General features: G+C 68.2%; 9 protein-coding genes. 5 read left to right on the forward strand and 4 right to left on the reverse strand.

The window, feature by feature from the left end:
• The first annotated feature begins 74 nt into the window (after positions 1-74).
• The 3 genes from metF (at position 75) to BLQ14_RS07825 (ending at position 2,946) form a co-directional block, all read left to right on the forward strand.
• A complete protein-coding gene (gene metF, locus BLQ14_RS07815) occupies positions 75-941 on the forward strand; it encodes a methylenetetrahydrofolate reductase [NAD(P)H] (RefSeq protein ID WP_092499883.1) in 867 nt (288 codons plus the stop codon).
• A 322-nt stretch (positions 942-1,263) separates the two neighbouring features.
• Positions 1,264-1,851: a heme NO-binding domain-containing protein gene (locus BLQ14_RS07820; RefSeq protein WP_092499885.1), complete on the forward strand. Its 588-nt coding sequence runs from the start codon at positions 1,264-1,266 to the stop codon at positions 1,849-1,851.
• Between the two features lie 105 nt (positions 1,852-1,956).
• On the forward strand, positions 1,957-2,946 hold the full coding sequence (locus BLQ14_RS07825; protein WP_245657010.1) for a GGDEF domain-containing protein: 990 nt from the start codon (positions 1,957-1,959) through the stop codon (positions 2,944-2,946).
• Positions 2,947-3,003: 57 nt separating this feature from the next.
• Here the strand turns inward: BLQ14_RS07825 and ileS are convergent, their stop codons facing one another.
• From ileS to BLQ14_RS07840, 3 genes are all read right to left on the reverse strand, one after another.
• A complete protein-coding gene (gene ileS / locus BLQ14_RS07830) occupies positions 3,004-5,988 on the reverse strand; it encodes an isoleucine--tRNA ligase (protein WP_092499887.1) in 2,985 nt (994 codons plus the stop codon).
• Between the two features lie 185 nt (positions 5,989-6,173).
• Positions 6,174-6,827 carry a peptide-methionine (S)-S-oxide reductase MsrA gene (gene msrA, locus BLQ14_RS07835; protein ID WP_092499889.1) on the reverse strand — a complete coding sequence of 218 codons (654 nt, stop codon included), beginning with the start codon at positions 6,825-6,827 and terminating at the stop codon, positions 6,174-6,176.
• Positions 6,828-6,907: 80 nt separating this feature from the next.
• Positions 6,908-8,155, reverse strand: coding sequence for an MFS transporter (locus tag BLQ14_RS07840; RefSeq protein ID WP_092499891.1), 1,248 nt, complete (start codon positions 8,153-8,155; stop codon positions 6,908-6,910).
• 144 nt (positions 8,156-8,299) lie between these two features.
• On the opposite strand from BLQ14_RS07840, the gene BLQ14_RS07845 reads away from it, so the two are divergent.
• The gene (locus BLQ14_RS07845; RefSeq protein WP_092499893.1) at positions 8,300-9,373 is read left to right on the forward strand and encodes a YeeE/YedE family protein; all 1,074 of its coding nucleotides are present in this window, start codon (positions 8,300-8,302) and stop codon (positions 9,371-9,373) included.
• Between the two features lie 10 nt (positions 9,374-9,383).
• On the opposite strand, the gene BLQ14_RS07850 is transcribed toward BLQ14_RS07845, so the two are convergent.
• Positions 9,384-11,603, reverse strand: a complete 2,220-nt coding sequence (locus BLQ14_RS07850; protein WP_092499895.1) for a primosomal protein N' — start codon at positions 11,601-11,603, stop codon at positions 9,384-9,386.
• 48 nt (positions 11,604-11,651) lie between these two features.
• On the opposite strand from BLQ14_RS07850, the gene fsa reads away from it, so the two are divergent.
• Positions 11,652-12,305 (forward strand): fructose-6-phosphate aldolase, encoded by a 654-nt coding sequence (gene fsa / locus BLQ14_RS07855; RefSeq protein ID WP_092499897.1) that lies wholly within the window; start codon positions 11,652-11,654, stop codon positions 12,303-12,305.
• The last annotated feature ends 31 nt before the right edge of the window (positions 12,306-12,336 follow it).

The raw sequence follows: 12,336 nt of genomic DNA on the forward strand, positions 1-12,336 counted from the left end.
CATTCTTGAGGATTATGAATTTGTCTCACGTCGCGGCCCGTGAGACAAGAGCGCCAACGCAAAGGGAGTCGCAGATGAAAACTCCGCGCATTTCATTCGAATTCTTCCCCCCGCAGTCGCTGGACGCTTCTTTCCGGCTGTGGGAAACGGTACGCACGCTCGCCCCGCTGCGGCCGGATTTCGTTTCGGTCACCTATGGGGCCGGGGGCACCACACGCGATCTGACCCATGAAGCGGTGGAGACGATTCATCGCCACTACGGGCTCAACGTGGCCGCGCATCTGACCTGCGTGAACGCGAGCCGCGCCGAGACGCTGGAAATCGCCGAGCGCTATGCGCGCGCCGGCGTGACCGAGATCGTCGCGCTGCGCGGTGACCCGCCAAGGGGGCAGGGGCGCTTCACGCCGCATCCCGAGGGCTTTGCCAGCTCGATCGAGCTCGTGGAGGCACTGGCGCGGACCGGCAAGTTCACCATCCGTGTCGGCGCCTATCCCGAGGGGCACCCCGAGTCGGCCGACATGAAACAGAATGTCGAGTGGCTGAAGCGCAAGCTCGATGCCGGGGCGTCCTCGGCAATCACCCAGTTCTTCTTCGAGGCCGAAAGCTTCTTCCGGTTCCGTGACGCCGCGGCGGCGGCGGGCATCGATGCGCCGATCATCCCCGGCATCCTGCCGATCGACAACTGGGAGGGCGTCAAGCGCTTTGCCGCCCGCTGCGGAGCGCGCGTGCCGGCATGGCTCGACGAGATGTTTGCCACTGCCACCCGCGACGGGCGACAGCACCTCCTTGCCACGGCCGTCTGCACAGAGCTGTGCACCGATCTGATCGAGGGCGGGGTGGAGGCGCTCCACTTCTACACCCTCAACAAGCCGGCGCTGACGCGCGATGTGTGCCACGCGCTTGGCGTCACTCCGGAAGTGGTGCTCGAGAACGTGGCCTGACGCTCCCGGTCGGCCGATCGAGCACCCCGGGGCACGCGCAACCGACACCCCTCGCAAGCGTGCCCCCTGACCACGCCCGGCCCGCCCCCCTCGCAGGCGGCGCCCCCCTCGCGCCGCTCTCGCCGGGCCGGGCGTGGTTCTATCCCTGCGCATGCTGAACAGTCGCGCTGCCGCCCGCACGGTGAGCGCGCCTGGACGCCGCGTTGATTGAGGCTTTGTTAACGGATGGCGCGCTAATCTGGGCTCAGTCCGTGTCCGGCCCAAGGGGGAAATTACTGCGGACGTTGGGCAACAGTCGAAGGCGGCAGCGTGAGCACAGGCAATGCACGGTCTCATAAACCGCTCGATCGAGGCCTTTCTGGCCGAAACCTACGGCCTTGAGGCGTGGCGCGCCATCGTGGCACGCGCCGGTATCGGGGTGGAAAGCTTCGAGCCCATGCTGACGTATCCGCCGGAGGTCACCGAGCGGTTGCTTGCGGGGGCGGCTGCGCATCTGGACCGGTCGCGCGAGCAGATCCTCGAGGATCTCGGCACCTATCTCGTTTCCGAGCCGCGCATGCAGGCGGTGCGCCGGCTTCTGCGTTTCGGCGGGGAAAGCTTTGTCGATTTCCTGCACTCGCTGGAGGAGCTGCGCGACCGCGCCCGCCTCGCCGTGCCCGATCTGGAGTTGCCCGAACTTGAACTGCACCCGGCGGCCGGCATGGCCTACACGCTCGACATCCGTTTCGAACGCCCCGGCTTCGGCCCTGTCCTGCAGGGCATGCTGCGGGCCATGGCCGACGACTACGGCGCGCTGGTCATGCTCGACCATCTCGGCGCAGCCGGCGGTTGCGAGCGGCTGCGCATCGAACTTCTCGATGCGGCCTTCGCCGAGGGACGCCGCTTCGAGCTTTGCGCGCGGGCTCGGTGAGGATCGATGATGCCGCCGAGCGACTGTCTGCAAATCGATCGGGCCCGGCTCGATCAGCTCATGCCCATGCACCTTGTGGTGGCCCCTTGCGGGAGCATCCGCCACATGGCGCCGACGATCCGGCGCATCCTCGGCCCGCCCGACCCCGCGCGTACACGCATCTTCGACCTGTTCGAGATCCGCCGCCCCCGTGAAGCTAGATGCACGGGTGACCTGCGGAGGCTTGCCGGTGTCACCCTCGGTCTGCGCCTGAAGGAAAGGCCGGGCACCACCTTCAAGGGCCTTGCGGTGCCGGTCGGGCCCGGCGCGCGGGGTGATCTCCTCGTCAATCTCGGCTTCGGCATCAGCGCAGTGGACGCCGTGGGGCACTATCGCCTGACCGCTTCCGACTTCGCGCCCACCGATGCGACGGTGGAGCTTCTCTATCTCGCAGAAGCCAACCGCGCGGTGCTCACCGAATCGCGCAACCTCAACCGCCGCCTGCAGGGGGCGATGATCGCGGCCGAGGAGCAGGCCTTCACCGACACGCTGACCGGGCTGAAGAACCGCCGGGCAATGGAGCATATCCTGACCCGCCTCGCCGGTGCGGAGGCCGATTTTGCCCTGATGCTGGTCGATCTCGATTTCTTCAAGCAGGTCAATGACGGCTTCGGCCATGCCGCCGGGGACCATGTGCTGCAGAGCGTGGCGCGCACGCTCATCTCGGCCACCCGCGCTCAGGATGCGGTGGTGCGCGCAGGCGGCGACGAATTCGTGCTGATCTTTCCCGGCCTGACCGACAGGGAGCGGCTCGCCCGCATCGCCGGGCGCATCATCGAGGGGCTTGAAAAGCCGATCGCGGTTGAACGGACGACCTGCCGCATTTCGGCCAGCATCGGGATTGTCACCACGGCCGGATATGGGCACCCCGACCCCGAGGCCATGCTCAGGGACGCGGACGCGGCGCTTTACGCCAGCAAGCACGCGGGGCGGGCGCGCTTCGCCTTCGGCGGGCCGGACGCGGCGCAGACGCGCGAAGCCGCGGGCGAGGAGCGTGCGACGCATGCCGGGGACAACGCCCGCGCCGACCAGGCGGCACCGGGCCGGAGAGCCTGACCGCCCGGCAGTCGGGAAAGGGCAGCGTGCCGGGAACAGGCGCCGGCACCGCCCCTCTCAGGCCGCCTCGCCGCCGGTGCTCTCCCGCGCCGCGAGCGCCGCGTCGCAACGGCCACACACGCCCGGGTGGGCATGCGTGCCGACATCGGGCAGGAACTTCCAGCAGCGGGCGCATTTCTCGCCCTCCGCCCGCTCCACCACCACGCCCACGCCCGGCACCTCGGGCAGGCGGAAGGCCTCTGCGGGCGAAGGGTCGGCGGTAAGCTGGATGCCCGAGGTGATGCAGATGTCGTCAAAATCGACCGAGCGCAGTGCGTCGAGAAGGGCGGCATCCTCCACATGCACCACCGGTGCCGCTTCCAGCGAGGCGCCGATCTCCTTCTCGCGGCGCTTCACCTCAAGCGCCGCCGTGACCACCCGCCGCACCCGGCGAATGCCCTCCCACTTCGCCGCAAGCGGCTCGTCAAGCCAGTCGGCCGGGGTAACGGGGAAGTCCTGCAGATGCACCGAGCTCTCCTCACCGGGGCGGCGGGCAAGCCAGACCTCCTCCATGGTGAAGGCGAGGATCGGGGCAAGCCAGGTGGTCAGCCGCTCGAAGAGGATGTCGAGCACGGTGCGCGCGGCGCGCCGGCGCAAGCTGTCGGCCGCGTCGCAGTAGAGCGCGTCCTTGCGGATGTCGAAGTAGAAGGCCGAAAGATCGGAGGTGGCGAAGGTGAAGAGCGCCTGGAACACCCCCTGGAAGTCATGCGCCATGTAGCCCTTGCGCACGCGATGGTCGAGTTCGGCCAGCCGGTGGAGCACCCAGCGCTCGAGCTCCGGCATCTCCTCGGGCGCCACGCGCTCGGCCTCGTCCCAGCCGGCGAGGTTGCCGAGCATGAAGCGCATGGTGTTTCTGAGCCGGCGGTAGCTGTCGGCCACACCCTTGAGAATCTCCGGGCCGATGCGCTGGTCGGCGGTGTAGTCCGTCTGGGCCACCCACAGCCGCAGGATGTCGGCGCCGTACTGCTTGACGACCTCCTGCGGGGCAATGGTGTTGCCCAGCGACTTGGACATCTTGTTGCCCTTCTCGTCGAGCGTGAAGCCATGCGTCAGCACCGAGCGGTAGGGCGCGCGACCGATGGTGCCGCAGGCCTGCAGGAGCGAGGACTGGAACCAGCCGCGATGCTGGTCGGTGCCCTCGAGGTAGAGATCGGCAATGCCGTCGGGCGAGCCGTCCTCCCGGTCGCGCAGCACGAAGGCGTGGGTCGAGCCCGAATCGAACCAGACGTCGAGCACATCGAAGACCTGCTCCCACTCCTCGGGGTCGTGGTCGGGGCCAAGGAAGCGCTCCTTGGCGCCCTCGGCATACCACGCGTCCGCCCCCTCGGCCTCGAAGGCCTCGGCGATGCGCGCGTTCACGGCCGGGTCCTTCAGCAGGAAGTCGGGATCATCCGGTTTTGCACCGCGCTTCACGAAGCAGGTCAGCGGCACGCCCCAGGCGCGCTGGCGCGAGAGCACCCAGTCGGGCCGCGCCTCGACCATGGCGTGGATGCGGTTGCGCCCCGAAATGGGGATCCACTTCACCAGCTTGTCGATCGAGGTCAGCGCGCGCTCGCGGATGGTGCGGCCGAACTCGTCCTTGCCGTCGCCCACCTCGCGGTCAATGGCGGCGAACCACTGCGGCGTGTTGCGGTAGATGACAGGTGCCTTCGACCGCCAGGAATGCGGGTAGGAGTGCTTGATGCGCCCGCGTGCGAGAAGCGCGCCGACGTCCAGCAGCTTGTCGATGACGGCCTTGTTGGCGCCGCCCTCCTTGCCCTTTTCGGTGACGATCACCTCGCCGCCGAAGAAGGGCAGGTCGGGGCGGAAGGAGCCGTCCTCGAGCACGTTCCAGGTCATCTTGAGCCCGTACTTGAGCCCGAGCTGATAGTCCTCGTCACCGTGGCTCGGCGCGGTATGCACAAAGCCCGTGCCCGCGTCGTCGGTGACGTGTTCGCCCGGCAGGAGCGGCACCTCGTAGTCCCACTCGCCATGCGCGCCCTCGGCGCCGGCGAAGGGGTGGCTGGCAACGAGCTTCTCGAGCTCCTCCGCCGTCACGTCGCGCAGGCGGCGATACATGGAGGCGTCGAGCCGCGCGTGGGCCATCACCTCCCCGGCCAGCCTGTCGGCGATGAGAAGCCGCTCGCCGATGCGCGCCCAGCACTCCTCGGGCCGGCCGGTGATCTCATAGAGGCCGTAGGAGATGTCGGGGTTGTAGGCGATGGCGCGGTTCTGCGGGATGGTCCATGGCGTCGTCGTCCAGATCACCACCTTGGCGCCCTTGAGGTCGGGCGCGATCTCGCTGCCGTCCTTCGCCGTCTCGCGCAGGGCAAAGCGCACCCAGATCGCGGGGCTTTCGCGGTCGTGATACTCCACCTCCGCCTCGGCGAGCGCGGTGCGCTCCACCGGCGACCACATCACCGGCTTCGAGCCCTGGTAAATGAGCCCGTTCATGAGAAACTTCATGAACTCCTCGGCGATCACCCGCTCGGCGTGGAAGTCCATGGTCAGGTAGGGGTCTTCCCAGTTGCCGGTGACGCCGAGGCGCTTGAACTCCTCGCGCTGCACCTCGATCCAGTGCTCGGCGAAGCGCCGGCACTCCTGGCGGAAGTCGATGACCGGCACTTCGTCCTTGTTGCGGCCCTTGGCGCGGTACTGCTCCTCGATCTTCCATTCGATGGGCAGACCGTGGCAGTCCCAGCCCGGCACGTAGCGCGCGTCATAGCCCATCATCTGGTGGCTGCGCACCACCATGTCCTTGAGGATCTTGTTGAGCGCGTGGCCGATGTGCAGATGCCCGTTGGCATAGGGCGGGCCGTCATGCAGGATCCAGGGCTTGCGCCCCTCTGCCCTGGCCCGTTCGCGCAGCCGGTGGTAGACGCCGATCTTTTCCCAATGCGCGAGCCATCCCGGCTCGCGGCTTGGCAGGCCCGCGCGCATGGGAAAGTCGGTTTGCGGCAGAAACAGCGTCTCGCGGTAATCGGGCGCTTCGGTGTCGTCGGTCTTGGGCGTGTCGGCGCACATGAGGCTCGTCCTCAGGCTGAAGGTGGCGGTGTCTGCGAAGGGGCGGCGCGGCAGGTCATACGCCTTGTCCCGGCGGCTCTTCGGTCAGAGCGCCGGGCCGGTAATTCGGCCAATGATCGCGAAGCTCCACGTCATGGGCGCGCTTATAGGCAGGCGCCCGGCACGCGACAAGACCCGCCGCGCGCTCAGCGCACCCCGGTACCGACGGGACAGGAGACGCCGGTGCCGGCAAGCCCGCAGTAGCCGCCCGGGTTCTTGTGCAGATACTGCTGGTGGTAGGCCTCGGCGTAGAAGAATTCGGGCGCTGCGCGGATTTCGGTTGTCACCGGGCCGAAGCCTGCCGCGCGCAGCTTCTCGCCATAGGCCTCTGCGCTCGCCGCGGCCGCCTCGGCCTGTTCGGAGCCGAAGGCATAGATGGCCGAGCGGTACTGGGTGCCGATGTCATTGCCCTGGCGCATGCCCTGGGTGGGGTCGTGGTTTTCCCAGAACAGCCGCAGAAGCTCGGTGTAGGGCAGGGCGGCGGGGTCGAAGATCACATCGACGACCTCGGCATGGCCCGTCAGCCCGGTGCAGACCTCTTCATAGGTGGGGTTCGGCGTGTGCCCGCCGGCATAGCCCACCCGCGTGAGCCACACGCCAGGGGTCTGCCAGAAAAGCCGCTCAGCCCCCCAGAAGCAGCCCATGCCGAACATCGTGCGCTCCATGCCCTCGGGCGGGGCGGCCTTAAGCGGCCGGCCGAACACGGCGTGCGTCTCGGCGGTCGGAATGGGCTCGGGCCGGCCGGGCAGCGCCTCCTGCGGGGAAACGAGCTTGAGAGGCTTCGCGCTGAGGCCGACCATCGGTTTGTTCCTCTTGTTTTCGGATATGCCGGAATGTCGTGCGAGCGCGTGGCGAAATCAAGCGCTTGGCGCTAAAGGGCCTACTGTGCGGCGCGCGCCGCCGAGGCCCGGCGCCGCCACAGCGCGAAGATCGTCTCGTTGCCCGGCTCCGGGTGGCGGGGGATCATCAATGCCAGAAGCAGAGAGACGCCTGCCATCGCCGCGGCAAGGCCAAACACCGAGGCCGGCGAGGCCACCCAGAGATAGCCGAGTGCGGCCGGCAGGAACACGGCCGCGATGTGGTTGATGGTGAAGGCCACGGCGGCGGTCGGGGCGATGTCGCCGGGGTCGGCGATCTTCTGGAAGTAGGTCTTCATGGCAAAGGCGAGCGAGAAGAACAGGTGATCGATCACGTAAAGCGCCGCCGCCACCACCGCGCCCCAGCCGAAATAGTAGATGCCGCCATAGGCGAGGAAGACACCCATCAGCCCGACATATTCAAAGACGAGCGCGCGCCGCTCGCCGAACCGGCCCACGAGCGCGCCCATCAGCGGCCCGAAGATCATGTTGGCGACATAGTTGATCAGAAACAGCGCCGTCACCTCATGCACCTCGAAGCCGAAGCGCTCGACCATCATGAAGGCGGCAAAGACGACGAAGATCTGCCGCCGCGCGCCGGACATGAACTGCAACAGGTAGTAAAGCCAGTAGCGCCGCCTGAGCACCATGCGCTTGAGCTGCGGGTGCGGTGCCTCGAACTGCGGGTAGGCGAGGAAACCGAACAGCGCCACCGCCGCGGTGAAGCCGCCCGCGGCGAGATAGACGGTGTTGTAGTCAAGGCCGAGCGTCTTCCAGCCGAGCACCAGCGTGGCATAGGCGATGAGCGAGGCGGCCGAGCCCGCCGCCACCACCCAGCCGAGGATCTGCGGGGCGCGCCTCTTGTCGAGCCACTGCAGCTGCAGCGACTGGTTCACCGTCTCGTAGTAGTGAAAGCCGAGCGAGGAGAGGAAGGTGACGACGAGAAGCCCCGTCAGCGAGGGAAACCACGCCGTCACCGCCGTTGCGATGCCGAGGAGTGCCAGCGAGATCAGCGCCAGCGTCTGCTCGCGCACGAAGATGATGATCGCGATGACGCCCACGGCAAAGAAGCCGGGGATCTCGCGCACCGTGTGCAGCCAGCCGATCTCTACCCCTGTGAAGCCCGCGGCCTCGATGACGAAGTTGTTGAGCAGCGCCGACCATGTGGCAAAGGAGACCGGCATGGCGAAGGCCATGAGCAGCAACAACGCCACCGGCTGCCGCCACAAGGGCAGCGCTTTGGCCTCTTCGAGGGTCATCTTCCGCCGCATGGCTTCGAGATACGCCGAGGCGCGGGCGAAGGCGAGAGCAAATTGACACGGTCAATGAAGGGCAAACGAATTCGGCAATTCGCATGACATGGATCAAGGGGCCGGCCTCGCCTCTTGGCTATGCGAAGGCAAACGGAGGCGGCGATGGACATCCTGTCACTTGTCGAGCGAATCGGAGAACAGCCCGCGGCGGCGCTTATGGGCCTGATGACTGGGGTCATCTTCGGGGTGGCGGCACAGCGCTCGCGCTTCTGCCTGCGTGCGGCGACGGTGGAATTTGCCCGCGGCAAGCTTGGCCCGCGCATGGCCGTGTGGCTCCTGTGCTTCGCCACCGCACTGTTCTGGGTGCAGGGGGCGGAGCTTCTGGGCTTCATGCGTGCCGAGGATGCCCGCATCCTTGCCGTGCCGGGGAGCTGGTCGGGTGCCGTCATCGGGGGTCTGATATTCGGTGCGGGCATGGTGATGGCGCGGGGCTGCTCGGGGCGGCTTCTGGTGCTCGCCGCCACGGGTAATCTGCGCTCGGTGGTCTCGGGGCTTGTCTTTGCCGTCTTCGCGCAGATGAGCCTGACGGGTTGGCTGGCGCCTTTGCGCGACTGGCTGGCCGCGCTCTGGGTGACGCCGGGCGGGCGCAATGTTCAACTCACCGCCTATTGGCCGGAGGGGACGGGCCTAGCGCTTGGCGTGATCTTTGCGGTGATCGCGCTGTGGCTTGCCTGGCGCAACCGCGTGGGCTGGCATGTGCTCCTCTTCGGCTCCGGTGTGGGGTTTGCCGTTGCCGTCGGATGGGTCGTCACTTTTGGTCTGGCGCAGGTCAGCTTCGAGCCGGTGCAGGTGGAGAGCCTGACCTTCTCCGGCCCTTCGGCCAATACGCTGATGTTCTTTCTCGACCGCTCCTCGGTGCTTGAGTTCGACATCGGGCTTGTGCCTGGTGTGGCGCTTGGCGCCTTCCTTGCCGCCGCCATGGGGAGGGAACTCAAGCTTCAGGGCTTCGAGGGTGCCCAGCCGATGCGCCGGGCTCTGACGGGCGCGGCGATGATGGGCTTTGGCGCCATGCTCGCGGGAGGCTGCGCCATCGGCAACGGGGTCACGGGAACATCGGTGTTTGCCGCCACCGCCTGGGTGGCGCTGACGGCGATGTGGGTCGGTGCCGTGGCGACCGACTGGCTGCTCGACCAAGGGCATCTTGAGCTTCTGCGCGGCCGGGCACGGCCAGCGTAGCAGAACCCGTCTAGTAGAAACTCTGCGGGTCGATATCGACGGTCACGCGCACCCCCGATGGGGGGCGGAACTGGCCAAGCCAGCGGGCGATGGCCGCTTGAAGAGGCGCGGTCTTTTCAGCCTTGATCAGAAGCCGCACCCGGTGGCGCCCGCGGATGCGCGCGATCGGCGCGGGAGCGGGCCCGAAGAGGCGCGCGCCGATGGCGCGCAGCGGGGCGTCCATCATGGCCAGCTCGCGGCCGAAATCGCTCACCTGCGCAAGATCGGTGGACGACAGGATGATCCCCGCAAGCCGGCCGAAAGGCGGGGCGCCGGCCGCGCGCCGCTCCTCCGCCTCTGCCTGCCAGAAGCGTTCCTCCTCGCCCGAGAGGATCGCACGGATCACCGGGTGCTCCGGCTGGAAGGTCTGCAACAGCGCCTCGCCCGGCCGCTCGGCGCGCCCCGCGCGCCCGGCCACCTGCCGCATGAGCTGGAAGGTGCGCTCGGCCGCGCGCAGGTCCGAGCCCTGCAGGCCGAGATCGGCATCGATCACGCCGACGAGCGTCAGAAGCGGGAAGTTGTGGCCCTTGGCCACGAGCTGCGTGCCGATGATGATGTCGGCCGCGCCTTGCGCGATTGCCTCGATCTGCGCCTTCAACGCCCGCGCCGAGGCGAAACGGTCGGAAGAGAGAATGGCGATGCGCGCACCGTGCCAGAGCGCGGCCGCCTCCTCGGCCAGCCGCTCCACGCCGGGGCCCACGGGGGCGAGCCGCCCTTCGGCGCCGCAGGAGGGACAGGCCGAGGGCACGGGCTTTGTCGCCCCGCACTGATGGCACATGAGCCGCTTGAGAAAGCGGTGCTCGACCATGCGCGCATCGCAATGGTCGCAGCCGATCTGTGCCCCGCAGGCGCGGCAGAGCGTCACCGGCGCATAGCCGCGGCGGTTGAGAAACAGAAGTGACTGCTCCCCCGCCTCGAGCCGCCGGCCGACCGCCTGCGCAAGGCTGGGCGAGATCCAGTGGGCCGCCGGCATATCCTCGCTGCGCATGTCGATGGCGCTGATCGCCGGCATCACCGCCGCACCATAGCGGGTGGTCAGGTCAAGGCGCGCGTATTTCCCCGTCTGCGCATTCACCCACGTCTCGAGTGAGGGTGTCGCGGAGGCCAGCACCACCGCCGCACCCGCAAGCGAGGCGCGCAGCACCGCCATGTCGCGGGCGTTGTAGATGACCCCGTCCTCCTGCTTGTAGGAGCTGTCGTGCTCCTCGTCGACGACGATGAGCCCCAGATCGCGAAAGGGCAGGAACAGCGCCGAGCGCGCGCCCACGACAAGCTCCGCCCCGCCCTCGGCGACCATGCGCCACAGCCGCCGCCGCTCGGTCATGGTCACGCCCGAGTGCCACTCGGCGGGCCGCGCGCCGAAGCGCGCCTCCACCCGGGCAATGAACTCGGCCGTCAGCGCGATCTCGGGCAGGAGCACCAGCGCCTGGCGCCCCGCCCGCAAGGTCTCCGCCACCGCCTCGAGATAGACCTCGGTCTTGCCCGAGCCCGTCACCCCCTTCAGAAGTGTCGCCGAAAAGCCGCCCGCCCGCGCGGCCTGCCGCAGCGCCTCGGCTGCGCGCTCCTGATCCTCGGTCAGCGCCACGCCGGGGCGGTCCGGGTCAAGCCGGGGGTAGGGGGTGTCGCGCGGGCTGTCCTCCCCGGCGATGGTGCCGGCCTTGACGAGCCCCTTGATGACCGAGGGGCTGACGCCAGCCGCCTCGGCAAGCTCCGAAAGCGTCACTGCCGCGCCGCCAAAGGCGTCGAGCGCATCGAGCACGCGCGCGCGCCCCTCGGTCATGCGTGCAGGTTCGGGCCCGGCGCGGCGGTAGACCTTGCGCATCATCGCCCCGCCGGCAAGACCGGGCGCGCGGGTGGCAAGGCGCAGCATCGCCGGCAGCGGCGTGAGCGTGTAGTCGGCCGCGCGGGCCAGGAAGGCCTGCATCTCCGCGCGCATGGGCGGCACGTCCAGCACGCGCGTGACGGGGCGGACCTTCGCGAGGTCGAAGCCGCCCTTGCCCGGCCCCCAGACCACGCCCAGCACCTGCCGCGGCCCGAGCGGCACCTCGACGAAGGCGCCGAGGTGGCAGCCGCCTTCCGGCGCCAGATAGTCGAGCGTGGTGGCGAGCGGCTGGGTCGTCAGCACCGCCACGAGCGCACCTCTCCCGTAGTGGCCGGGGGGTGCTGCGGGGCTTTCGGGCGGCGCGGTCATCGGCTATCAGTGCCGCGAGTTTTCGCGCGAGACAACGGGAGACCCCCCATGAAATTTTTTGTCGATACCGCCGATGTCGCCGCCATCCGCGAGCTTGCCGCTCTGGGCATGGTCGACGGCGTTACCACCAACCCCTCCCTGATCGCCAAGTCGGGCCGCGACATCAAGGAGGTCACCGCCGAGATCTGCGAGATCGTCGACGGCCCTGTCAGCGCCGAAACCGTGGCGCTCGACGCCGAAGGGATGATCGCCGAGGGCCGCGAACTGGCCAAGATCGCCGACAACATCGCCATCAAGGTGCCGCTCACCTGGGAGGGGCTCAAGGCCTGCCGGGCGCTTACCGGCGAAGGCTACATGGTGAACGTCACGCTGTGCTTCTCGGCCAACCAGGCAATTCTTGCCGCCAAGGCCGGGGCAACCTTCGTCTCGCCCTTCATCGGAAGGTTGGACGACATCAATCTCGAAGGCATGGATCTGATCGCCGATATCCGCAAGATCTACGACAACTACGACTTCTCCACCCAGATCCTCGCGGCCTCCGTGCGTCAGCCCAACCATGTCAGCCAGGCGGCGCTGATCGGGGCCGACATCGTCACCGCGCCGCCGGAGGTCATCAAGAAGATGGCCCAGCATCCGCTGACCGACAAGGGGCTCGCCGCCTTCCTCGCCGACTGGGAGAAGACCGGTCAGAAAATCCTGTGATTCACGGAGTCGCGCGGCGGGGGCGCTGAGG

It is taken from the genome of Meinhardsimonia xiamenensis (assembly GCF_900102905.1).
GTDB classification, from domain to species: domain Bacteria; phylum Pseudomonadota; class Alphaproteobacteria; order Rhodobacterales; family Rhodobacteraceae; genus Meinhardsimonia; species Meinhardsimonia xiamenensis.